The organism is Ruegeria sp. HKCCE3926, from assembly GCF_017872515.1.
Taxonomy (GTDB): domain Bacteria; phylum Pseudomonadota; class Alphaproteobacteria; order Rhodobacterales; family Rhodobacteraceae; genus Ruegeria.
Genome location: NZ_JAEDOU010000003.1, coordinates 204,376 through 227,482 on the forward strand (window position 1 = coordinate 204,376; position 23,107 = coordinate 227,482).

Annotated in this window: 21 protein-coding genes; 6 read left to right on the plus strand and 15 right to left on the minus strand. The window is 58.8% G+C overall.

From position 1 onward, the window contains the following. Positions 1-22: 22 nt before the first annotated feature. Both I9184_RS10935 and I9184_RS10940 read right to left on the minus strand, forming a co-directional pair. Positions 23-559: an SRPBCC family protein gene (locus I9184_RS10935; RefSeq protein WP_209834331.1), complete on the minus strand. Its 537-nt coding sequence runs from the start codon at positions 557-559 to the stop codon at positions 23-25. Between the two features lie 98 nt (positions 560-657). Further along, positions 658-1,308 (minus strand): carbonic anhydrase, encoded by a 651-nt coding sequence (locus tag I9184_RS10940; RefSeq protein ID WP_152459543.1) that lies wholly within the window; start codon positions 1,306-1,308, stop codon positions 658-660. A 144-nt stretch (positions 1,309-1,452) separates the two neighbouring features. Between I9184_RS10940 and I9184_RS10945 the strand changes: the two genes are divergently transcribed. The 3 genes from I9184_RS10945 to I9184_RS10955 all read left to right on the plus strand — a co-directional run bounded on the left by I9184_RS10945 (position 1,453) and on the right by I9184_RS10955 (position 4,022). Further along, positions 1,453-1,842 carry a hypothetical protein gene (locus tag I9184_RS10945; RefSeq protein WP_170345768.1) on the plus strand — a complete coding sequence of 130 codons (390 nt, stop codon included), beginning with the start codon at positions 1,453-1,455 and terminating at the stop codon, positions 1,840-1,842. A 63-nt stretch (positions 1,843-1,905) separates the two neighbouring features. Continuing rightward, positions 1,906-3,288, plus strand: coding sequence for a leucyl aminopeptidase family protein (locus I9184_RS10950; RefSeq protein WP_209834332.1), 1,383 nt, complete (start codon positions 1,906-1,908; stop codon positions 3,286-3,288). Beyond that, positions 3,285-4,022: a C40 family peptidase gene (locus I9184_RS10955; RefSeq protein WP_171724044.1), complete on the plus strand. Its 738-nt coding sequence runs from the start codon at positions 3,285-3,287 to the stop codon at positions 4,020-4,022. Before I9184_RS10950 ends, I9184_RS10955 begins: the two co-directional genes overlap by 4 nt. Here the strand turns inward: I9184_RS10955 and I9184_RS10960 are convergent. From I9184_RS10960 to I9184_RS11020, 13 genes are all read right to left on the minus strand, one after another. Further along, on the minus strand, positions 4,019-4,369 hold the full coding sequence (locus I9184_RS10960) for a DUF2794 domain-containing protein (protein WP_117871396.1): 351 nt from the start codon (positions 4,367-4,369) through the stop codon (positions 4,019-4,021). The genes I9184_RS10955 and I9184_RS10960 overlap by 4 nt on opposite strands. Before the next feature lie 73 nt (positions 4,370-4,442). After that, complete coding sequence (locus I9184_RS10965; RefSeq protein WP_171635788.1) at positions 4,443-6,107, minus strand: iron ABC transporter permease; 1,665 nt, start codon at positions 6,105-6,107, stop codon at positions 4,443-4,445. 122 nt (positions 6,108-6,229) lie between these two features. Continuing rightward, entirely contained in the window at positions 6,230-7,447 is a 1,218-nt protein-coding gene (locus tag I9184_RS10970) for a phenylacetate--CoA ligase family protein (RefSeq protein WP_209834473.1), read from the minus strand. Positions 7,448-7,466: 19 nt separating this feature from the next. Beyond that, entirely contained in the window at positions 7,467-8,300 is an 834-nt protein-coding gene (locus I9184_RS10975; RefSeq protein ID WP_152459549.1) for an ABC transporter ATP-binding protein, read from the minus strand. Between the two features lie 107 nt (positions 8,301-8,407). Next, entirely contained in the window at positions 8,408-9,691 is a 1,284-nt protein-coding gene (locus I9184_RS10980) for an ABC transporter substrate-binding protein (RefSeq protein ID WP_171635465.1), read from the minus strand. 74 nt (positions 9,692-9,765) lie between these two features. After that, the gene (locus I9184_RS10985) at positions 9,766-10,842 is read right to left on the minus strand and encodes a branched-chain amino acid ABC transporter permease (RefSeq protein WP_171635463.1); all 1,077 of its coding nucleotides are present in this window, start codon (positions 10,840-10,842) and stop codon (positions 9,766-9,768) included. 3 nt (positions 10,843-10,845) lie between these two features. After that, positions 10,846-11,103 (minus strand): hypothetical protein, encoded by a 258-nt coding sequence (locus I9184_RS10990; RefSeq protein ID WP_170345775.1) that lies wholly within the window; start codon positions 11,101-11,103, stop codon positions 10,846-10,848. A gap of 3 nt (positions 11,104-11,106) precedes the next feature. After that, complete coding sequence (locus I9184_RS10995) at positions 11,107-12,093, minus strand: branched-chain amino acid ABC transporter permease (RefSeq protein ID WP_171635458.1); 987 nt, start codon at positions 12,091-12,093, stop codon at positions 11,107-11,109. 29 nt (positions 12,094-12,122) lie between these two features. Further along, complete coding sequence (locus I9184_RS11000) at positions 12,123-12,941, minus strand: ABC transporter ATP-binding protein (protein ID WP_171635456.1); 819 nt, start codon at positions 12,939-12,941, stop codon at positions 12,123-12,125. A gap of 78 nt (positions 12,942-13,019) precedes the next feature. Continuing rightward, a complete protein-coding gene (locus I9184_RS11005; protein ID WP_209834474.1) occupies positions 13,020-14,963 on the minus strand; it encodes an AMP-binding protein in 1,944 nt (647 codons plus the stop codon). Positions 14,964-15,136: 173 nt separating this feature from the next. Further along, positions 15,137-15,535: a (deoxy)nucleoside triphosphate pyrophosphohydrolase gene (locus I9184_RS11010; protein WP_171635455.1), complete on the minus strand. Its 399-nt coding sequence runs from the start codon at positions 15,533-15,535 to the stop codon at positions 15,137-15,139. After that, positions 15,532-16,758 carry a bifunctional glutamate N-acetyltransferase/amino-acid acetyltransferase ArgJ gene (argJ, locus tag I9184_RS11015; protein WP_209834334.1) on the minus strand — a complete coding sequence of 409 codons (1,227 nt, stop codon included), beginning with the start codon at positions 16,756-16,758 and terminating at the stop codon, positions 15,532-15,534. The genes I9184_RS11010 and argJ overlap by 4 nt, the downstream gene beginning before the upstream one ends. Before the next feature lie 6 nt (positions 16,759-16,764). Beyond that, complete coding sequence (locus tag I9184_RS11020) at positions 16,765-17,613, minus strand: peptidylprolyl isomerase (RefSeq protein ID WP_209834336.1); 849 nt, start codon at positions 17,611-17,613, stop codon at positions 16,765-16,767. A gap of 176 nt (positions 17,614-17,789) precedes the next feature. On the opposite strand from I9184_RS11020, the gene secA reads away from it, so the two are divergent. The 3 genes from secA (at position 17,790) to I9184_RS11035 (ending at position 23,105) form a co-directional block, all read left to right on the plus strand. Beyond that, positions 17,790-20,507: a preprotein translocase subunit SecA gene (secA, locus tag I9184_RS11025; RefSeq protein ID WP_209834338.1), complete on the plus strand. Its 2,718-nt coding sequence runs from the start codon at positions 17,790-17,792 to the stop codon at positions 20,505-20,507. Positions 20,508-20,606: 99 nt separating this feature from the next. Next, entirely contained in the window at positions 20,607-21,524 is a 918-nt protein-coding gene (locus I9184_RS11030; protein ID WP_171724036.1) for a hypothetical protein, read from the plus strand. Between the two features lie 24 nt (positions 21,525-21,548). After that, the gene (locus I9184_RS11035) at positions 21,549-23,105 is read left to right on the plus strand and encodes a phosphate ABC transporter substrate-binding/OmpA family protein (RefSeq protein ID WP_209834340.1); all 1,557 of its coding nucleotides are present in this window, start codon (positions 21,549-21,551) and stop codon (positions 23,103-23,105) included. Positions 23,106-23,107 lie beyond the last annotated feature (2 nt).

A 23,107-nucleotide genomic window follows, 5' to 3' on the forward strand; every position in this document is an offset into this window, starting at 1 on the left:
TGCTTTCCCACAAACAAGCAGCCTAGCTTTGGTTTTCAACCAGTGCTTTCAGATTGGTCAGACCACGGTCATAGTCCTCGCCCACCCACGTATCCATCATCAAACCCATCCAGCGGGACATGGGATTCAGACCCAGATCCGAGTCAAACCCCCAGGTCACTCTGGTTCCCGCCCCGTCAGGCTCAAGGATGAAGGACGCTGTGGCAGTACCCATCGGGCCAAAATCCAGCGCCGTTTTGACCCGTTGGTTTTCCACGCTTTCGACGATTTCCTGTGATCCCGTACCGACCTGCGGGTGATCCGACGCCCAGTTCAGAGTGTTCCCGACCCCGGCGGCAGGGCCAGAATAGGTCAGTTTGGTTTCGGGGTCCCGGTGCAGCCACGGAGACCACTTTTCGGTTTCCTGCATCGAATTCACGTACGGAAAGATGGCGCTTGCCGACGCGTCGATCGCGATGCTACGCGAAACTTCCGCCTTTCCCGGCAACAGATAGGAAACCGCGACCAGAACCAGAATACAAACGACCAATCCTGTGAAGATGCGCTTGATGACTTTCATGGCAGGCTCCGATCTTCAGGTGTAATGGGTGGAGTATACCAAAAACGGCCCTGAATCAGAGCCGCCATTGTTGTTTCGGATTTCCAGCTCTGTCGCTATCAAACTGGGACGAACTTTTTTTGGTAAGGGTCATAGCTTTCAAGCCCGCCTGCGCCGATATCCGTCCACAAGCCGTGCAAGCTCAGCGCGCCTTGATCAACGGCTGACGAGACGAAGGGGAAGGTCATCAGGTTTTCCAGCGAAGCGACAACCGATTGACGTTCGAACTGCCGGGCCTGTTCGACACCGTCCTCGATATCCGCGACCAGTTCGAATTTCGGCTTCAGAATATCCATCCAGCGGCCAACAAAGCTGTCCTTGGCATCCAGCTGCGGCGCCTGCCCCTTGCACATGTCGATGCAGCCCTGCACGCCGCCGCATTGCGAATGCCCCAGCACGATCAAATGAGCGACCTTGAGCGCCGTTACGGCATATTCGATGGCGGCGCTGGTGCCGTGGTGGTCCCCGTCCGGAGCATAGGGCGGCACCAGGTTGGCGATATTGCGGTGAATAAAGAAATCGCCCTGGTCAGCGCCGAACATGGACGTGACGTGAACCCGGCTGTCGCAGCAGGATATGACCATGGCGCGGGGGCGTTGCCCTTCATCGGCGAGACGGCGATACCAAACCTGGTTTTCCGAATATGTTGTGGCCTTCCATCCGTGATACCGTTTTACAAGGTAGCTTGGCAGAGGTTTGGCAAATTCCATTTCAATGTCCCCGTTCTTGTCGCTGACGGATGATCTAAACCGAATTCAAAGAAAATTCGAGCCATTATCCAGTTTCCCTGCAAGGTTTTGCAAAGGAATTTTCTGCCAGGATCAACACCGCGCCGTGGGGGCGTTTGAACTAGGGTGAATGTGGTGGAAAAGATTATCACGCTTGAACATAAGGAATCCGTCCGTCTGGACTCGGATCAACTGAGCGGGCTGTACCGGCAACTTGGCGACAAGAATGCGCTGGATGTTCTGTGTCGCACGGTCGAAGAGCTTGCCGTGCGCCTGTCAAACTGCGAACGCTACTGGCGTCAGCGCGAATGGGCGGACCTGCGCAAATGCGCCAGGTCACTGGTCGCTATATCCGAACAGATCGGGATGACGGCCCTGGCCCGGGTGGCGGGTGACGTGGCCCACACCGTCGATGCCGGTGACGCCGTTGCGGCAGGCGCGACGCTTGGGCGTTTGATCCGCGTGGGCGAACGATCGCTGACCGCCGTCTGGGACCAGCAGGACCTTTCCGTCTGACAGGGGTTGCGGGTAGATCATGCGCGGCTAGTCTGTGCGCAGAAACCATCAGCCGAGACGCCCATGACCCTGTCCTTCGCCCCATCCTCTGACCCGTCCATACCGCTTCATGTGATTGCGCAGCCGGATTTGGACAGTTGGTTGCAGGACCAGCCGGATACCGTCCGGACCTGGGTTGCCGCAAGCGGGTTTACAGGTGCGATGGGGCAGACCCTGCTGGTGCCAGGCGCGCATGGCGCGGTTGATTTTGTGCTGGCCGGGTATGGAACAGAAGACAAGCGCGAGCGAAAAAGGTTCCCATTGGCCGCCGCAGCCATGGCATTGCCCGAAGGAACCTATCATATCGCGTCCGGCATTCCCGCTGATCGTCTGGAAATGGAGTGCTTTGGCTGGTTGATGACAGGTTACACCTTCGATCGCTACGCGTCTCAATCTGCTGGAACCGCGGCGCTGGTTGCGCCCGAAGGTGTTGACGCCAACCGTATCGAAGCGATGGCCAATGCCGAAGTTCTGACCCGCGATCTGGTGAATACGCCAGCCTCGGATATGGGTCCTGAGCAGTTGCAGCAGGCGGCCGAGGCTTTGGCCGGTGAATTCGGTGCCGCGTGCAGCGTGATCAGCGGCGCGGCCTTGCTGGAACAGAATTTTCCTATGATCCACACCGTAGGGCGCGCCGCCGAACAAGCCCCCCGGTTGATCGAGCTGAATTGGGGCAGCAGCGGCCCCAAACTGACTCTGGTCGGCAAGGGGGTGTGTTTCGATACGGGTGGATTGAACCTGAAACCGGGCGCATCCATGGGTCTGATGAAGAAAGACATGGGTGGCGCGGCCAATGTGTTGGGGTTGGCGCGGATGATCATGCAGCTGGGTTTTCCCCTGCAATTGAGGGTCTTGATACCGGCAGTCGAAAACGCGCTTGCCGGAAATGCCTTCCGCCCAGGGGACATCCTGACCTCTCGCAAGGGACTGACGGTCGAGATCAACAATACGGATGCCGAAGGGCGTCTGGTGCTTGCTGACGCGTTGGCGCTTGCTGAGGAAGGTGAACCCGATCTGGTGATCTCGATGGCGACGCTGACCGGGGCCGCCCGTGTGGCTGTGGGCCCCGATCTGGCACCTTTCTATACCGATGATCACCGCTGCGCGTCTGCCCTGTCGCATGCCGCTGAGGCTTCGGCTGATCCGGTCTGGCGCATGCCGTTCCACACGCCCTATGAAGCGATGATTGAACCCGGCATCGCCGATCTGGACAACGCGCCGTCGGGCGGGTTTGCAGGGTCGATCACAGCCGCTCTGTTTCTGCGCAGGTTCGTGGGCACACGCCGCTACATCCATTTCGACATCTATTCCTGGCAGCCCAGCAAAGAGCCGGGGCGCACCAAGGGCGGTCTGGGTCAGGGACCTCGTGCCGTGCTGACGGCGTTGCCGGAGATATTGGGACTGTGACACGCCATCGAGTTTCCGCACCCGTTGTCGATTTGCTGCGCAGCCCAGACGGGCCACGCGACCGGCAATTGTTGTTCGGTGATACGGTTCAGATCGAGGAAACAAAGAGCGGGTGGAACAGGGTCATCGCAGACAAAGATGGGTATACCGGCTGGTTGCGAACAGATCAGCTGACGGCGGATGCGCCTGCGACGCATTGGATCACGGCGCCTGCAACGCATGCCTACCAGGAAGCGGATTTCAAAAGCCGCGATCTGGTGTCGCTGAGTTTCGGAAGCAAAATCCAAGCCAGGACCGAGACGGACCGGTTTGTTGAAACCGAACTGGGATATATCCCAAAGGTACACACGGCGCCGATGACCGAAAAGCCTGACGACCCGGTCGAAGTGGCCCAGCTGTTTCTGGGCACACCCTATTTGTGGGGCGGCAACAGCCGGTTCGGCATCGATTGTTCCGGGTTGGTTCAAGCGGCGCTTTTGGCTTGTGGCCTGCCGTGCCCCGGCGACAGCGGCGATCAGGAACGCGCTTTGGGCAAAACCGTGATCGAAGGGGGCCCTGCGCAACGGGGTGATCTGTTGTTCTGGAAAGGGCACGTGGCCTGGGTTTCGGGCCAAAACATGCTTTTGCATGCGAACGCCAGCCATATGGCGGTGGTATTCGAACCAATGGATCAGGCGATCCGCCGCATAATGGATCAGGGTGACGGGCCGGTCACGGCCCACAAAAGGCTCTAATCCGGGTTTACGGCCCGGATCAGCTTGCGTTCCAGCACCCGCAGTACTGCCCGCAGATCGTGGCCGCGTTTCAGGATGCGGCCATCCATACCTATGACGGAATACATTCCCTGCCGGGACCTCAGGCGCGGGTGCTTTTCGACGCGGTAGATCGGATGTTCCGCGGTGCGCCGAAAGATCGAGAACACCGCCATGTCGCGCAGGTTGGAAATACCGTAGTCACGCCATTCTCCGGCGGCGACCATCCGACCATAAACGGATAGGATTTGAGACATCTCATGCCGGTCGAAAGCTACGGGCATCTGCGCTGCGCTTGCCGAGAACCGGCTGGGAGGCTGCATATTCATACCTCCAGCCTTGCCGGAAATCGTGTTTGAATCAAGCCTGATGCGCAGTTGTCCTACAATTGCGACACAAGTGTTACCGTCGGCCGACCTGACGGCAGATCAGGATTACAGGTAACAGACCCACCGCCAGAATGACCAGCGAAGGCACGGCGGCGCCCTCCAGCCTCTCATCCGAGGCCAGCCGATACGCCTGCACCGCCAATGTGTCGAAATTGAACGGGCGCATGATCAGCGTGGCGGGAAGCTCTTTCATCACGTCCACGAACACGATCAGCAGGGCCGTCAGCAGAGAGGGGGTCAGAATCGGCAGGTGAACCCGTCGCAATGTTCCCAACGGCGTCTGCCCCAGTGAACGGGCTGCGGCGTCCATATTCGCATGTACAGTGCTTTGGCCCCCCTCATACGCGCTAAGCGCGGCAGCCAGGAAGCGCACCATGTAGGCAGCGACCAGCAGCCAGATGGAACCTGTCACCAACAGCCCCGTGGACACGTCGAAGGTCTGTCGCATCCAGACGTCCAGCGCATTGTCAAAACTCGCAAAGGGGACGATCAGGCCAACCGCAATGACGCCACCGGGAACGGCATATCCCAGACGCGCCATATATGCGGTCGCAGACGAGGCGCGCCCGGGCCTCAGACGTTGAAAGAACCCGACACTGATCGCCGCAAAGACGGTGATGACCGCCGCCGTACCAGCAAGTATCAACGAATTCTGGATGAAACTGATATAACGCTGCGACAGCAGGTTCTGTTCGGAGTCCAAGCCCATCTCGACCAGAATGATGACAGGCAGCAAAAAACCGAAAAGAACGGGTATTGCACACAGCAGAAATGCCCCGCAGGCGCGCAGACCCGTCAGATTTGCCGCCGGTTGCGCCACATGCTGTTTCCCCGCCTGATAGTATTTTGCCTTGCCACGCTGGGTGCGCTCGGCCACGGCCATGATCAGGGCAAAGACCAGCAGGCACAGGGCCAGTTGCGCCGCTGCCGCACGATCGGCCATGGAAAACCAGCTTGTGTAGATCCCGGTGGCAAAGGTCTGCACACCGAAATACGACACGGTTCCGAAATCTGCGATGGTCTCCATGACGGCCAGCAGAACGCCGCCTGCAATGGCGGGTCGCGCCATCGGCAGTGACACGCGCCGAAAAGCCAGCCATGGATTGTTGCCCAGAGCCCGCGCCGCCAGAAACGCGGTTGCGCTTTGTTGCAGGAACGCAGCCCGTGCAAGCAGATAGACATAAGGGTAAAGCACCAGGATCAACATGACCGCCGCACCCTCGGTCGAGCGGATTTCCGGGAACCAATAATCGCGCGGGCCCCACCCCGTTACATCACGCAGCGTGCTTTGAACGATGCCCGGGTGATCCAGAATGAAAGTGTAGGCATAGGCCAGAACATACGCCGGAAAGGCCAGCGGAAGGACCAGTGCGATCTCTAGAAACCGCACGCCGGGAAAACGGGTCATCGTTACCAGCCAGGCCGCCCCGGTGCCGATGCTGAACGTGCCGGCCGCGACCAGGACCACAAGAATCAGGGTCGTCGCGATATAGCCTGGCAGCACCGTCTCCATCAGGTGCGAGATCGTGTCCGTTCCCCCGGTTACAGCCGCCAGGACCACGGCGATCATCGGCAAAAGGCATGCGGCAGCCACGACATAGGCGATGCCCGCCAGCAGTCGGGTACCGCGTACACCGCGATTGCGCGATCCATTCTGTGAAAACTCGATTTCGGCCATCATCCCGGCTTGTGATTGGCAAAGGCGAAGGGTTCGCCTTTAATCGACCAAAAAGCTCGGAAACACCAGTGCATCGGTCAACAAATCTGCGGCACAATCTGCCGCAGACCTGAAAAACACCGCTATTCGTAGACGCGCTGATCCTCGATCACCACCCCGTCCTTGGGAAGGGATCCGGGTGCCACGACCTCGATCGCACCTTTCAGTTTCAACAATTCGGCCACTGACTTGGCGTATGCCGGGTCGTCACCGCGTGGGCTTTCGATCCGGACAGTCATCGTGTCCATCTCACCTTGGCGGGCTGCGATGACGCGGGCTTTGACGATTTCCTCATGCTTGTCGACCAGGGCCGCAACCTGTTCCGGGCGTACGAACATTCCCTTGATCTTGGTGGTCTGATCGGCGCGACCCATCCAGCCTTTGATCCGGGTGTTGGTCCGGCCACAGGGCGAGACACCCGGCATGACTGCAGAAAGATCCCCTGTCGCAAAGCGGATCAGCGGGTAGTCCGGGTTGAGAGAGGTCACGACAACTTCGCCCACCTCGCCCGGCTCTACCGGGGTTCCGGTTCCGGGCGTCACGATTTCGACGATCACGTGTTCGTCGATGATCATCCCTTCCATCGCGGCGCTTTCATAGGCGATGTTACCCAGATCCGCCGTCGCATAGCATTGCAGGCACGAAATACCGCGATCCGCATATTCCTGCCGCAGGGACGGGAACAGCGCGCCACCACCAACAGCGGCCTTGGAGAAATTCAGCGAAACGCCCATCTCGTCGGCCTTGTCCAGGATGACCTTTAGATAATCAGGAGTGCCCGCATAGGCGGTGCAGCCAACGTCACGCGCGGCTGTCACCTGCAGTTCGGTCTGCCCGGTTCCCGCCGGCAAAACGGCAGCACCAACTGCGCGGGCACCGTTTTCAAAGATCATGCCAGCCGGCGTCAGGTGATAGCCAAAGCAGTTCTGAACAATATCGCCAGCTGCAACACCAGCGGCATGCAGGAACCGGCCCATACGCCACCAGTCGTGATCGGTGCTGCCCGGTTCATAGATCGGCCCGGGGGACTGGAACACGTGATGAAAGTGGCGCGCAGGCTTCACGGTGAAACCACCAAAAGGGGGGCGCTCCGCCTGCGCGCGGATCAGGTCCGACTTGCGCAGCACCGGCAGCATCGGCAAATCATCTGCCGAAATCACCTTGTTAGTGTCTGAATCAGAAAAATGTGCAGCAAACCCGGGTGCAGATGCAGCACGCTTGATCTGCTCTACCAGAGCTGCGGCCTGATCCGAAGCGCGTTCGTCCGCCGAGCGTGTTTCGAGTGCGTCGAAATAGGTCATCGCGATATCCTCCATCCGCTCACAGCCACCTCTTGCGGCGACGATAGGACCGCACATCGCGAAAACTCTTGCGGCCTTCGTCAGACATGCCGAGGTAGAATTCTTTGACATCCGGATTCTCGCGCAGTTCTGCGGCCGGGCCATCCATCACAACGCGCCCGGATTCCAAAATGTATCCGTAATGCGCGAACCGAAGGGCAACATTTGTGTTCTGCTCGGCCAACAGGAAGGAAACGCCCTCTTTCTCGTTGAGATCCTTCACGATACCGAAAATTTCTTCGACCAACTGCGGCGCCAGTCCCATCGAAGGTTCGTCCAGCAGGATTGTCTCGGGGCGCGACATCAGTGCCCGGCCCATGGCGACCATCTGCTGTTCACCACCCGACGTATAACCTGCCTGCGAGCGGCGGCGCTCTTTCAGGCGGGGAAAGTAATTGTAGACCAGCTCCAGATCCTGCTGGATCGCTGCGCTGCCGTCCTTGCGGGTATACGCGCCCGTCAGCAGGTTTTCTTCAACCGTCAGGTGTTCGAAACAGTGACGGCCTTCCATCACCTGAATCACGCCTTTTTCAACCAAAACGGCGGGGTCGCTTTCGTGTACGTTTTGGCCACGATACTTGATCGTGCCTTTCGTGACCTCGCCGCGTTCTGAATGCAGCAAGTTAGACACTGCCTTGAGCGTGGTCGTCTTGCCCGCGCCATTGCCCCCCAGCAAGGCCGTGATACCGCCCTTGGGCACAGTCAGGCTTACGCCCTTCAGCACGAGGATCACGTGGTTGTAGATCACCTCGATATTGTTGACCTCAAGCAGGGTTTCCGCCTGCACGTCAGTGGTTTGTGCCGCATCAAGCATCAGCGCGTGTCCTCATGCCTGTCCCCTTCGGGACTGTTCGTGAGGAGCGGCGGCAAACCGCCGCTCCGGAGTTTTGAGAGCCGGCCTCAGCCGGGAAGAAACCGACTTTATTCGCAGCGCGGTTCGATGTTGTTTTCGGCCGCGTACGCTGCCGAGTCTTCCGCGATGAGCTGGCCGATCACTTCCTGATCAGTTGGCATAAAGTCCTGAAGCTTGTTCCAGGTACCGGTCGAGGCATCCCATTGAACAACACCCACCAGACCCGGGCCGCCATGGTTTTCACAAGTCACGCTGAATTCGGGACCAAATCCACTCATGCCCAGAGATTCCATCTTGGCATTGGTGATCTCCAGCGCCTCCATACCGTCGCGCATCATCGCTGGGGTGATATCGGTCACGCCATGGATTTCTTGTGCGGTCTTGATGGCTTCAGCCGCCAACATCGCTGCATAGAGACCACGGTTGTATTGCACCGCGCCCAGTTGATCACCGGCGCCCGCAGCTTTACCCGAATCGACGACGTATTTCTTTAGGTCGTCGTAAACCGGGTAGTCATCGCCCAGACCGGTGAATGTAAGCGCCTTGTAACCGGTTGCTTTATCACCAGCAGGCTCAACGTCGAATTCTGCACCCGACCACCAGACACCGATGAAGTTTTCCATTGGGAAACGGATGTTCGCAGCTTCCTGAATTGCGACCTGGTTCATCACGCCCCAGCCCCACATGACCACGTAATCCGGCTTTTCACGACGGATTTGCAACCACTGCGACTTCTGCTCCTGACCCGGGTGGTCCACTGGCAGCAGCGTCAGCTCATACCCATGCTTTTCAGCCAGCATTTCCAATGTGCGGATCGGCTCCTTGCCATAGGCAGAGTTGTGATAGACCAGCGCGATTTTTTTACCGTTCAGGTCACCATCATTTTCGCTCAGCAGATAGTTGATCGCGCCCGAAGCTCCGTTCCAATAGTTGGCCGGATAGTTGAACACGTTGCTGAACACCTTCCCGTTTGCAGCCGAAGTGCGGCCATACCCCATCGTGTGCAGCGGAATTCCGTCTGCCGTCACTTTGGGGATCAACTGATAGGTGATACCAGTCGACAAAGGCTGATAAACCAATGCACCTTCGCCTTTGGTCGATTCATAGCATTCCACACCCTTTTCGGTATTATAGCCGGTTTCACATTCAACCACCCGGATCGGTTCTCCTCCGATACCGCCATCCCGCTCATTGAGCAGAGTGAAATAGTCGTTGTAGCCGTCCGAGAACGGGATACCGCCTGCAGCATATGGCCCGGTGCGATAGCTGAGATCAGGGATCACAAGATCCGCCATCGCTGGCCCAGCGGCCATAAGGGCGCTCAGCGCCACGGTTGCCAGTTTCTTGTTCATCGGGTGTATCCTCCCTTGATTGATCCGATGGTGTATTCGGGTTTTCGCACCCGTCTTTTTGATTGGGCCTACCCTTAGTGCGGGAACGGCCAGAGTCTGAGTTTCTCTTTCGCGACGCGCCACAGCTGTGCCAGCCCATGGGGTTCGAGGATCAGGAACATGATGATCAGGGCGCCGACAATCACCAGCTGAAGATGGGCAACGATATCTGTGGGCCAGCCCAGCACATCGACGCCGACCACTTTCAGGACCACCGGCAAAAGCACAAGGAATGCAGCGCCCGCAAAGGATCCGAAAATAGAGCCTAACCCGCCGATAATGACCATGAACAGAACCAGGAACGATTTTTGGATGCCAAAGACCTCACCGACCTCAACCGCGCCCAGATAGACCGCAAAGAACAGTGCGCCCGCGATGCCCACGAAGAACGAGCTTACGGCAAAGGCGGTCAGTTTCGCCTTGAGCGGGTTCACCCCGATGATCTCCGCGGCGATGTCCATATCGCGGATCGCCATCCATGTCCGCCCTGTCGTACCGCGTGTCAGGTTGCGCGCAACGAGGGCGCAGACGGTCAGGAAAATCAGACAGAACAGATAGGTGGCCCAGGCCGATGCATTCGGACCGGTGATGATGATGCCGAAAACATCCCGTTCCGGCGCGTTGATCTGCCCCGAAGCCGAGTAATTGTAGAACCACGGCACCCGGTTGAACAGCCAGACCAGAAAGAACTGCGCCGCCAGCGTCGCCACCGCAAGATAAAACCCCTTGATCCGCAATGACGGCAAGCCGAAAAGCACGCCCACGATGGCGGTGATGCCACCGGCCAGGATCACGTGGATGAACATCGACACGTCGGGAAAGGCGGTCATCAACTTGTAGCAGGCATAGGCCCCAACGGCCATGAAGCCCCCGGTACCCAGGCTGACCTGCCCGCAATACCCCACAAGAATGTTCAGCCCAATGGCCGCGATCGCATAGATCAGGAAGGGCAGCAGAAGTGCGTTGGCCCAATAGTCGTTGATGATGAACGGAATGATCCCGAAGGCCACCGCCAGCACCACATAGTACCGATACCGATCGAACTTGATCGGGAAAGTCTGGCTGTCATCCACGTAGGAGGTTTTGAAATCTCCGGCCTCACGATAGAACATGTCTTACTTTCCCCATTGTTCCTGCGCCCGATTCCGGGCTTCGGCGTCCAGTTGATTGGACCCTTTGGCATATCCGCTCGCCTCCGAGGCGCGCACCAGTTTCAGGTAGGCCAGAACCCCCATGATCAGCCCGGCAAAGGCCAGGATCGCTGCAATCGTCAGTTGGCCTTCGGTCAGATCGTCTGATGTGAGGGCGATGTAGCCAAAAGCCCAGAACCCCGCCCATGCGATCACGTTGATGATGGCGATCAGCTTGGTCATGCCCTATACCCTCTCGATGATCTTCTCTCCGAACAGGCCTTGCGGCCTGAACACTAGGAAGATCAGCGCCAGCACATAGGCAAACCAGTTCTCGGTTGCGCCACCGACCATCGGTCCGATTGCGAATTCGAACAGCTTTTCACCCACGCCGATGATCAGGCCGCCCACGATGGCGCCTGGGATCGAGGTGAACCCGCCCAGCATCAGCACCGGCAACGCCTTGAGCGCGATCAGCGACAGCGAGAACTGGACGCCTGATTTGGTGCCCCACATGATGCCCGCGACCAGAGCGACAAACCCGGCCACCGACCAGACCATGACCCAGATGAAGTTCAGCGATATGCCCACCGAAAGCGCCGCCTGATGGTCATCCGCCACTGCGCGCATGGCCCGGCCCTGCTTGGTGTACTGGCTGAACGCCACCAGAGCGGCTACCAACAGCGCCGCGATGACCGTCGCCACGATGTCCAGATTGTCGATGAAGAAGCCGTAGTCGAAGATGTTATAGGTGGTCTCGTCAATCCACAGATTGATACCCTGCGGCAGACCCACATCCAGCGTCTTGATTTCAGACCCCCACATCAGGTCGGCCACGCCTTCAAGGAAGTACGCCAGACCGATGGTCGCCATAAACAGAATGATCGGTTCCTGCCCCACCAGATGGCGCATGACGAACCGCTGCACGGCCCAGGCCAGCAATACCATCACACCCATCGTCAGAATGATCGCGAACAGCGCGGGCACATTCCACCCGAAATAATGGATATGGGTGCCGAAAGTCGCGTTGATCAGATGGGCAAACGGCACCTGCCCATTCATAATCCCGACCAGCGTCATCGCCGCGAACAGGGCCATAACCCCTTGGGCATAGTTGAAAATACCGGACGCCTTGTAGATCAGCACAAAGCCCAGCGCGACCAGCGCATAAAGCACCCCGGCCATCAGACCGTTGAGGATGACCTCCATCGCGAAGATAAGTTGTTCAGGCATGCCAGCCCCTCCCCAATTCTGCCCAGAGCTTAATCATGGCTGACCCCCAGATAGGCGTCGATGACTTCCTGGTTGTTGCGCACCTCATCGGGTGTGCCGTCGCCGATCTTCTTGCCGTAATCCATCACGACCACCCGGTCGCTCAGATCCATCACAACGCCCATATCGTGCTCGATCAGGGCGATGGTGGTGCCGAACTCATCATTCACGTCGAGGATAAAGCGGCTCATGTCCTCTTTCTCTTCGACATTCATCCCGGCCATCGGTTCGTCCAGCAGCAGCAGCTTAGGTTCCGCGGCCAACGCACGCGCCAGTTCCACCCGCTTCTTCAGACCGTAGGGCAAGCGCGACACCGGCGTCTTGCGGATGTGCTGAATTTCAAGGAAGTCGATGATCTTCTCGACAGCTTCACGGTTTTCTGTCTCTTCCTTCTCGGCCTTGCCCTTCCACAGTGCCTGCTGAAGGATATTGGTCTTCATGTACCCCAGCCGCCCGGTCATAACGTTGTCCAGAACGCTCATCCCTTCGAACAAAGCAATATTCTGGAACGTCCGGGCAATGCCCTGCTGCGCCACCTCAAAGGGCCGCATCGGCGGGCGTTTTGACCCATGAAACCAGACCTCGCCTTCCTGCGGAACATAGAAGCCCGAGATCACGTTCAGCATCGAGGATTTACCGGCGCCATTGGGCCCGATGATCGCACGAATCTCACCCTCGCGGATATCGAACGAGATATCCTTGATCGCCACCACACCACCAAAGCGCAGGGTGATGTTCTTCATTTCCATCACCACACCGCCGATCTTGCGACCGTCTTCGGTGACATATCCTTCGGAATTATCCAGCATCGGTCACTCCCTGACTTGCGCGAAAACGGGACGGCGGGCGGGGCGATGACCGCAGGTCGAGCGGCGCTCGTACGGCCCTCATTCTGCGGCAACCTTGTGTTGGGCGACGGGAACAACCGGCGCATCGACAATTTCCAGCGTCGCCGAAATCGATCCTTTGCGACCATCCTCATAGGTCACCTCGGTCGTGGTCGAAACCGTCTTGGACCCGTCATAAAGCGCGGCAATGATGTCGCTGAATTTGTCCTCGACAAACCCGCGCCGCACCTTGCGGGTCCGGGTCATCTCGCCATCATCGGCATCCAGTTCCTTGTGCAGCACCACAAAGCGGTGCACCTGACAACCTGACAGCATCTCGTCAGCGGCAACCGACTTGTTCACCTCTTCCACATGGGCCTTGATCGTCTCTAACACACGCGGATGTCCCGCCAGTTCCTGATACGAGGCATAGGCAACGTTGTTGCGCTCGGCCCAGTTGCCCACCGCGGTCAGATCGATATTGATGAAGGCCACGCAGCGATCCTTGCTATTGCCGAACAGCACCGCCTCCAGAATATCGGGATAGAACTTCAGCTTGTTCTCGACATATTTCGGCGCGAACATCGACCCGTCGGCCATCTTGCCCACGTCCTTGGCGCGGTCAATGATCCGCAGATGACCCGAGCTTTCCTCGATGAACCCCGCGTCGCCCGTGGCCACCCAGCCTTCAGGGTCCTTGGTCGATGCGGTCGAGTCCGGGTTCTTGAAATATTCGACGAAAACGCCGGGCGAGCGGTAGTGTATCTCGCCCTTGTCGTCGATCCTGATCTCGACATCGGGGGCCGGGACGCCAACGGTGTCGGCGCGCACCTCGCCGTCGGGCTGGACGGTGATGAACACGGTCGCCTCGGTTTGGCCGTACAACTGTTTCAGGTTGATGCCTAAAGAGCGATAGAAATCAAAGATCTCCGGCCCGATCGCCTCACCCGCCGTATAGCCCACCCGAAAGCGCCCATATCCCAGCGTGTCTTTGAGCGGCCCGTAAACCAACAGATTGCCCAGCGCATATTTCACCTTGTCACCCAAGCTCACCGGCTTGCCATCCAGCAACCGACCGCCGACCTTCTTGGCATGCGCCATGAAGTAGTGGAACATGCGCTGCTTAAGCTTGCTGGCATCCTCCATTCGGATCATCACATTGGTCAGCTGGCTTTCAAATACGCGCGGCGGCGCGAAGAAATAGGTCGGCCCGATCTCGCGCAGGTCGGTCATCATCGTGTCGGCGCTTTCGGGGCAGTTCACGCAGAACCCGCACCAGTAGGCCTGACCAATGGAAAAGATGAAATCCCCCACCCAGGCCATCGGCAGATAGGACAGGATGTCTTCGTTGCGGGTCAGGTTGTCGAATTCGGCTGAGTTCTTTGCACTTTCGATCACGTTGCGGTTCGACAGCACCACGCCCTTGGGCTTGCCCGTGGTACCCGAAGTATAGAGCATCACGCAGGTGTCGTCATAGGTGATCTCGCCGATGCGCCTGTCCAGTTCGGCGTCGAAACGCGCATGACCGGCGCTGCCCTCGGCCTTGATGTCGTCAAGGGCATTCATCTGGCTGTGGTCGTATTTCCGCATACCGCGCTTGTCGGTATAGAGGATGTGTTTGACCTGATGCAGGTTTTCCTGAATCTCGATGACCTTGTCGACCTGCTCCTGATCGCCGCAGACGACATATTTCGCCCCGCAATGCTCCAGCACATAGGCCATCTCTTCGGCAACCGCGTCTTGATAGAGAGGGACCGGAATGGCACCGACCATCTGCGCCGCAACCATTGACCAGTAATGTGCCGGACGGTTGCGCCCGATTACGGCGATGTGGTCACCCTTTTCAACGCCAAGTTCAAGAAATCCAAGCGCCAGCGCGCGGATCTCGGCGGCCGTTTCCGCCCAGGTCCAGCATTGCCAGATCCCGAACTCCTTTTCGCGGTAAGCCGGGGCATCCCCGAACTGCGTCGCATTGCGATGTAGCAGCGCCGGAAGGGAGTGCATCCCCTCGGCGCCCGACTGCGTCTGAGCCAATTCTATCTCTCCTCCCCATCCGGCCCCGGGTCGGGCCGGAACGGCGTCGCCGGGTCAGACCGGAACGCTGCTGCCTCGATTAAGGACAAGGAGAACGATCAGCGTCAACTTTTTCGTGATGTTTTCTCAATTCTTACGAATTGTTACAGCCAATCCCGCAAAATCGGAATCAGCGGCACATCCGCCGCCGGCATCGGAAAGTTCCGCAGGTCATTCGCGCGCACCCATTTCAGCGCCTGGCCCTCTTTCGACTGCGGAATACCCTCCCATTTGCGGCAGGCGAACAGCGGCATCAGCAGGTGGAAATCATCATAGCTGTGGCTGGCAAAGGTCAGCGGTGCAAGGCACGAGGCCCAGGTGTCGATGCCCAGTTCCTCGTGCAATTCCCGGATCAGGGCGGCCTCGGGGGTTTCGCCGGGCTCGATCTTGCCGCCGGGGAATTCCCACAGTCCGGCCATGGATTTGCCTTCGGGACGTTGGGCCAGCAGCACGCGGCCCTCGATGTCGATCAGGGCGACAGCAGAGACTAACACGGTTTTCACGAGCGATAATCCGCGTTGATCTCGATATAGCCGTGGGTCAGATCACAGGTCCAGACGGTGGATTTCCCTTCGCCCAGCCCCAGATCAACCGCAATCACGAGGTCCTGACCTTTCATATAGGCGGCGGTGGCGTCTTCGCGATAATCCGGGCTGACCCAGCCGTTCTCGGCCACAAGAATATCACCGAATGAAATGCTGAGCGTGTCGCGATCCGCTGCCGCGCCCGACTTGCCGATGGCCATGACGATGCGGCCCCAGTTCGGGTCTTCACCGGCGATGGCAGTTTTCACCAGAGGGGAGTTGGCGATGGCCAGACCGTGGGTCTTGGCGTCAGCGTCCGAGGCGGCTCCGGTCACGCGGATTTCCACGAATTTCGTGGCGCCTTCCCCGTCACGCACCACTTGTTGCGCGAGGTCCAGCATCACTGTTTCCAAAGCCCGTGCAAAAGCGGCATCGCCGGTGGCATCAACGCCCGAAGATCCGGTCGCACACAGCAGCAGACTGTCCGAGGTCGAGGTGTCGCTGTCCACAGTGATGCAGTTGAAGGTGCGATCTGTCTGGGCGCTCAGCATTTCCTGCAACGCCGATTGCTCAACCTGTGCGTCGGTGAAGATATAGACCAGCATCGTCGCCATGTCTGGCGCGATCATTCCAGAACCCTTCGCAATCCCTGCAATAGAGACTGTTTTGCCACCGATTTCGACCAGTGCGCTCGCCCCTTTGGGAAACGTGTCCGTCGTCATGATCGCTCGCGCGGCATCTTCGATGGCATGGCGGCTGAGGCCGGATTTCAACGCTTCAAGCTGCGATATGATGCGATCATGTGGCAGCGGTTCACCGATGACACCGGTGGATGACGTAAAGACCCGTTCGACGGGGACGCCGGTCGCTTTGGAAACGGCCTGTGTCACCTCGGCAACCGATGTCTGGCCATAGTGGCCGGTGAACGCGTTCGCATTGCCCGAGTTCACAAGGATCGCCGCAGGTCCATCACTGGGGCCTCCTATTTTCTTCTGACAATCCAGAACCGGTGCCGCGCGGGTGGCCGAGCGGGTGAAGACACCCGCCACCGACGTGCCCGGATCAAGAACAGCCAGCATGACATCCGTGCGACCCTGATAGCGCACACCCGCTTCGACGGTGGCAAAACGCACACCGTCAATCGCAGGCAGTTCAGGGAAAGACGCCGGCGCCAGCGGCGATACCTTCGTGATCGTGGCCACTGGTCTTTACTCCTGAATCAGGTCCAGCTGGCGCATGATCTCGGGGCCTGCGCCTTCCAGCGCGGGGCGTTCGATCTGTGCCTGCTGCGTCAACTCGTCGATCCGCGCCTGAATGGCATCTTGCTGGATCGTTTGGGCCAGCTCATCGCGCACCGCGTCCAGTTCGGGGGCTTCGGTTTTGCGCTTGTCGTTCAGCTTGACCAGATGCCAGCCAAACTGAGTTTGCACCGGATCCGACACCTGCCCTTTTTCCAGCGCGATCACGGCTGCCTCGAATTCAGGTACCATCTGGCCTTTTCCGAACCATCCCAACGCGCCACCATTCGGACCGGACGGACCGGTCGAGTTCTCGCGGGCAAGTTCCGCAAAATCTGCACCATCATCAAGCTGAGTCATGAGCGCTTTGGCTTCTTCTTCCGATTGCACCAGAATATGGCTGGCGTCGAATTCGTCTTCACCCGCAAAATCATTGAAACGCGCATCGTAAGCGGCCTGAATGGCTTCCTCTGTGACGAGATCGTTGGTCAGAGCCGCGACCGTCTGAACCGCCTGAAGCGACCGCTTTTCATTGTCGAGTGTCAGCGCGTTCCGCATGTTCAGGCCATCCTGTTGCTGTCCCAGCAATTGCTGCTGGATCAGCTGTTCCAGAATGAAATCGAACAGCACGTCGTCTTCCGCCTGCTGATATTGCGGTGGCAGAGAAGCGACGGTGGCGATCACGTGACCCAATGTGATCTCATCCCCGTTTACCCGAGCGACCACGGTCGACGCATCCGGCTGGGTTTCGGCGGCCAGCGGCAGGGCCATCACGGCGGCCAGGGCCAGCGATGGCAGAAAAGTGAGACCTTTGGGCATTGAATCATCCTATTTTCTTGCCGCGACAGGGCGCGGCGTTGACACTCTGGAACCTGCCGCTTACATCGCTTTGAAGCCTTGGACAGGGCCGCCTTTCACCCCCCGTATCTATGGGTTGCGCGCAAGGTGGGCAAGCCTGTCGCAACCACGAAAAGAACAGATCCTCTGGAGTGAACATGCTGGGACTCGGAACGCTCGCCAAAAAGGTGTTCGGAACACCGAACGACCGCAAGATCAAGGCGACCCGCCCTCTGGTCGAAAAGATCAATGCGCTGGAACCAGAGTTTGAAACGCTTTCAGATCAAGGTCTGATCGACAAGACCGAAGACCTGCGCAAGCGCGCACTGGATGGCGAAAGCCTGGACGACCTGCTGCCCGAGGCCTTTGCCAACGTACGCGAGGGCGCCAAGCGCGCACTTGGCCTGCGGGCCTTTGACGTGCAGCTGATGGGCGGCATTTTCCTGCATCAGGGCAACATCTCGGAAATGAAGACGGGCGAAGGCAAGACTCTGGTCGCCACCTTCCCGGCCTATTTGAACGCGCTGACCGGCAAGGGCGTGCATGTTGTCACGGTGAACGAATACCTGGCCAAACGTGACGCGGAATGGATGGGTAAGGTGTTTGCGGCCGTAGGCATGACAACTGGTGTGATCTGGTCCGGCCAGCCCGACGCGGAAAAACTGGCCGCGTATTCCTGTGACATCACGTATGCCACCAACAACGAGCTGGGTTTTGACTATCTGCGCGACAACATGAAGGCGGATCTAGAGCAGGTTTACCAGAAACACCACAACTTTGCGATTGTGGACGAGGTCGACTCGATCCTGATCGATGAAGCGCGGACACCGCTGATCATCTCGGGTCCCGCGCAGGACCGGTCGGATCTGTACACCGCCATTGATGGCCTGATCCCGACGCTGAGCGATGATCATTACACCCTGGATGAAAAATCGCGCAATGTGACCTTTACCGATGAAGGCAACGAATTTCTTGAGGCACAGCTGCTTCAGGCCGGCCTGATTCCCGAAGGCCATTCCCTGTATGATCCGGAAAGCACCACCGTCGTGCATCACGTCAACCAGGCGCTGCGTGCCCACAAGCTGTTCCAGCGCGACAAGGATTACATCGTGCGCGACGGCGATGTCGTTCTGATCGATGAATTCACCGGCCGCATGATGCCGGGCCGTCGCCTGTCCGAAGGTCTGCATCAGGCGATCGAAGCCAAGGAAAAGGTTCAGATCCAGCCGGAAAACGTCACATTGGCCAGCGTGACGTTCCAGAACTATTTTCGCCTGTACGACAAACTGAGCGGCATGACCGGCACCGCGTTGACCGAGGCCGAAGAATTTGCCGAGATCTACGGTCTGGGCGTGGTCGAAGTTCCGACCAACCTGCCGATTGCCCGTATCGACGAAGATGATCAGGTCTATCGTACGGCCGCCGAAAAATACGATGCGATGATCGCCGAGACGAAAAAGGCGCAGGAAAAGGGCCAGCCGGTTCTGCTGGGGACCACGTCGATCGAAAAATCCGAACTGCTCAGCCAGATGCTGACCAAGGAAGGCATCAAGCACAACGTTCTGAACGCCCGCCAGCACGAACAAGAGGCACAGATCGTTGCCGATGCCGGTCGTCTGGGTGCGGTAACCATCGCCACCAACATGGCCGGTCGCGGCACCGACATTCAGCTTGGCGGCAATGTCGAGATGAAGGTCCTGAAAGCGATTGCCGAGAATCCAGACGCGGATCCGTCCGAGCTGCGGGCCGCCGAAGAAGCACGCCACGCCGAAGAAAAAGACAAGGTTCTGGCTGCTGGCGGCCTTTACGTCATGGCATCGGAACGCCACGAAAGCCGCCGCATCGACAACCAGCTGCGTGGTCGTTCCGGTCGTCAGGGCGACCCGGGCCGAACGGTATTTTACCTGAGCCTCGAGGATGACCTGATGCGCATCTTCGGCTCGGAACGGCTGGACAAGGTATTGACCACGCTGGGCATGAAAGAAGGCGAGGCGATCATTCACCCCTGGGTGAACAAGTCGCTGGAACGCGCGCAGTCCAAGGTCGAAGGCCGCAACTTTGACATGCGCAAGAACGTTCTGAAGTTCGACGACGTGATGAATGACCAGCGGAAGGTGATCTTCAGCCAGCGCCGCGAAATCATGTCTGCAAACGACCTGTCCGAGATCGTTTCGGATATGCGCGAACAGGTGATTGACGACCTGATTGACGAATACATGCCGCCGAAATCCTATGCTGATCAGTGGGATACTGAGGGTCTGCACGTGGCGATAAAGGACAAGCTGAACATGGACGTCCCGGTTCAGGACTGGGCCGCCGAAGAAGGCGTGGATGACGAGCAGGTGCGCGAACGTCTGATCAAGGCCGCGGATGAGATGATGGCCCAGAAGGCCGTCGCCTTTGGCCCTGAAAACATGCGCAACATCGAAAAACAGGTTCTGCTTCAGACCATTGACAGCAAATGGCGCGAGCATCTGCTGACCCTGGAACACCTGCGCTCGGTCGTTGGGTTCCGCGGTTATGCCCAGCGCGATCCTCTGAACGAATACAAGAACGAAAGCTTCCAGCTGTTCGAAAGCATGCTGGATTCGCTGCGCGAGACCGTGACACAGCAATTGTCGCGCGTACGTCCGCTGACCGAAGAAGAACAGAAAGAAATGCTGGCGCAGATGGCCGGGCAGCAGGCTCAGGCGCAGGAGGCCGTGGACAAGGCCGCGAAACAGGCCGAAGCCAAGGCCGAGGCTGCGGCCTCGGGTGATGCGCTTCCGGGGTTCGACGAAAGCGATCCATCGACCTGGGGCAACCCGTCGCGAAATGATCCGTGCCCGTGTGGCTCGGGCAAGAAGTTCAAACACTGCCATGGCCGACTGACCTAACGTTACCCGCCGAATCCACAATGTGTTCGTCTTGCGGCCACAAATTGGCCGCGATTCGTGGCGAATGTGCGATTTGCTCCTTCAACTGGGGAGGGTGTCTTGTTTGTAGTTCGAAACTACGTGACCATGTGCGGCACGGTCGCTTGTGCTTTGGGCATAGGCTACCTGATGCAGAACGGACCAACCGCGCAGCCTGCGAACGCGGGGGGTAGTGTTGATGTTGCCTCGGCATCTCAGCAATCCTCGGTTCTGTCGGGGTTGGATGCTATCGTACTGACTTCGGCTCCGGCGTCTGACGCAGATTTCGGGGCGGCAGCGCCCGAACCTCGCGCAGTTCCGTCAGCACCGAAAACAACGGATTGCAACATCAGCGCGCGCGCCGTCGCCGTCCCCGGCGCCATGGCACACCTGTCGCTGCGGGCACCCTGCCACCGAAACGAACGCGTTGAAATTCATCACAGCGGCCTGACGGTCAGCCAGAACACCGACGATTCCGGTGCCTTGAACATGTCCATCCCGGCACTGTCGGAATACGCGATTTTCCTGATTTCATTCGAAGATGAAACAGGCACGGTCGCCACCACTCACGTGACCGACATTGCCGAATATGACCGCGTCGTCCTGCAATGGCAGGGTGATACCGAGTTGCAGATTCACGCGCTGGAATTCGGGGCAAGCTATGGCAACAGCGGCCATGTGTGGAACGATTCCTCGGCAAATGGTGCAGGAGAAGTTCTGCGCCTGGGCCAGACGGGTCTGGGTCGTGCCAAGAATATCGAAGTATATTCCTTTCCGACGGGCGCGTCGGATCGGTCCGGCAGCATCGACCTGACGGTCGAAGCCGAAGTTACCGAATCCAACTGCGGGCAAACGCTGAATGTGCAGGCGCTGGAACTTCTGTCAGATAGCCGCCTGCGGTCGCGCGACATGTCCCTGACCCTGCCGGATTGTTCACAGGCCGGTGAGTTTCTGGTGTTGAATAATCTGCTCTCAGACCTGACAATCGCGGCAAAGTAATCCGCAGGCGGGCTCGACTCTCTTATGACTTTCTTTCGTGCGGCTGTGACCGCGCTGTTTACCGTTGCAGGTGCGACCTGTGCAATGGCGCAGGACATCACACTGACGTCTCATGACGGCAAGGTCGAAGTAACAGGCAACCTGCTGGGCTTCGACGGTGAATTTTACCGCGTTGATACGCAGTTCGGTGAGTTGACCGTTGATGGATCGGGCGTCACCTGCGACGGACCTGCGTGCCCCAGCCTGACGGATTTCGTAGCCGAGTTGCGGTTTTCCGGATCGTCTGTCATCGCCGAAACGGTCCTGCCCGCCCTGATCATCGGGTTTGCGCAGCAGGAAGGCTTGACCGCAACGCCTGCCCGCGTGGATTCTGACACCTTCGTCTATGAGCTTTTTCAGTCAGGCCGTGACGCCCCGTTGGCGCGGTTCTACTTTGACGTCGGGACCACGGATCGCGGCTTCGCCAAGTTGATCGGGGATCAGACAGATATCGTGATGGCCCTGCGCGAAGTACGCGAGGCAGAGCGGGATGCAGCCGATGCCGCGGGGCTGGGTGATTTGAAACGGGCCCGGCGATCCAGGGTTGTTGCATTGGACGCCATGGTTCCGGTGGTGGCATCCGATAGTGTGATGCGTCAGATTTCGCTGGCCGACTTGGCGCGCATTCTGTCAGGTGAAGTGAAGAACTGGATGGACCTGGGCGGGCCGGATGCTCCGATCGCATTGCATGTGCCGGATCCGGGATCGGGGCTGGCGCAAGCTGTCGAGGATCAGGTATTGAAGACCGCTGGCGTGGAACTGACCGATACCGCAATCCGTCATATTCGAACGAGCGATCTGACCAAGGCCGTGGCAAAGGACCCGTTTTCCATCGGAATCGCCAGCAAAGCGACAGCCGACAATACCCGAGCCCTGCCGTTGACCGGAGGGTGTGGGCATCCGCTGGCCGCCACCCGTCAATCGATCAAGACCGAAGATTATCCGTTGAACCTGCCGATGTTTCTGTATCTGCCCGAACGCCGCCTGCCGCGGATTGCACGGCAATTTCTGGCCTTTAGCCTAAGCCCCGGGGCCCAGATGGCCATTCGTGACGCAGGTTATGTGGATCAATCGCCTGAAACCTTGCCGGTTGGCGTACAGGGCGACCGGCTTGCCAATGCCGTCGCCACCGGAGGGCCCGAAGTTGGGCTGGATGAGCTTCAGCGCATGATCGAAACGCTGCGCCCGCTGTCGCGCCTGTCCCTGTCGGTTCGGTTCGAGCCCGGATCATCCCGTCCGGATGCGCAGTCACGTTCCAATATTCAGCAACTGGCACATATGCTTGACGCCGGCATATTGAAGGCGCGCAAGCTGGTGTTTGCCGGTTTCAGCGACGGGGATGGCGGGGCCGCCGCCAACGCCCGCATTGCCCTGCGACGTGCACAGACGGTACGAAACGCGGTTCTGGCCGCAGCCGAGACATCGATATCAGACAGTATCGAGGTGGTCGCGGAAGGGTTTGGCGAAGCAATGCCGATGGCCTGTGACGACACCGAATGGGGCCGCAAGGTCAACCGCCGGGTTGAAATCTGGGTGCAGTGAAG

What these genes read in the sequence shown, in the direction of transcription:
- I9184_RS10935 (WP_209834331.1), bottom strand. Translation starts at nt 559, where the DNA reads ATGAAAGTCATCAAGCGCATCTTCACAGGATTGGTCGTTTGTATTCTG.
- I9184_RS10940 (WP_152459543.1), bottom strand. Translation starts at nt 1,308, where the DNA reads ATGGAATTTGCCAAACCTCTGCCAAGCTACCTTGTAAAACGGTATCAC.
- I9184_RS10950 (WP_209834332.1), top strand. Translation starts at nt 1,906, where the DNA reads ATGACCCTGTCCTTCGCCCCATCCTCTGACCCGTCCATACCGCTTCAT.
- I9184_RS10960 (WP_117871396.1), bottom strand. Translation starts at nt 4,369, where the DNA reads ATGAATATGCAGCCTCCCAGCCGGTTCTCGGCAAGCGCAGCGCAGATG.
- I9184_RS10965 (WP_171635788.1), bottom strand. Translation starts at nt 6,107, where the DNA reads ATGGCCGAAATCGAGTTTTCACAGAATGGATCGCGCAATCGCGGTGTA.
- I9184_RS10970 (WP_209834473.1), bottom strand. Translation starts at nt 7,447, where the DNA reads ATGACCTATTTCGACGCACTCGAAACACGCTCGGCGGACGAACGCGCT.
- I9184_RS10975 (WP_152459549.1), bottom strand. Translation starts at nt 8,300, where the DNA reads ATGCTTGATGCGGCACAAACCACTGACGTGCAGGCGGAAACCCTGCTT.
- I9184_RS10980 (WP_171635465.1), bottom strand. Translation starts at nt 9,691, where the DNA reads ATGAACAAGAAACTGGCAACCGTGGCGCTGAGCGCCCTTATGGCCGCT.
- I9184_RS10985 (WP_171635463.1), bottom strand. Translation starts at nt 10,842, where the DNA reads ATGTTCTATCGTGAGGCCGGAGATTTCAAAACCTCCTACGTGGATGAC.
- I9184_RS10990 (WP_170345775.1), bottom strand. Translation starts at nt 11,103, where the DNA reads ATGACCAAGCTGATCGCCATCATCAACGTGATCGCATGGGCGGGGTTC.
- I9184_RS10995 (WP_171635458.1), bottom strand. Translation starts at nt 12,093, where the DNA reads ATGCCTGAACAACTTATCTTCGCGATGGAGGTCATCCTCAACGGTCTG.
- I9184_RS11000 (WP_171635456.1), bottom strand. Translation starts at nt 12,941, where the DNA reads ATGCTGGATAATTCCGAAGGATATGTCACCGAAGACGGTCGCAAGATC.
- I9184_RS11005 (WP_209834474.1), bottom strand. Translation starts at nt 14,963, where the DNA reads ATGCACTCCCTTCCGGCGCTGCTACATCGCAATGCGACGCAGTTCGGG.
- I9184_RS11020 (WP_209834336.1), bottom strand. Translation starts at nt 17,613, where the DNA reads ATGCCCAAAGGTCTCACTTTTCTGCCATCGCTGGCCCTGGCCGCCGTG.
- secA (WP_209834338.1), top strand. Translation starts at nt 17,790, where the DNA reads ATGCTGGGACTCGGAACGCTCGCCAAAAAGGTGTTCGGAACACCGAAC.
- I9184_RS11035 (WP_209834340.1), top strand. Translation starts at nt 21,549, where the DNA reads ATGACTTTCTTTCGTGCGGCTGTGACCGCGCTGTTTACCGTTGCAGGT.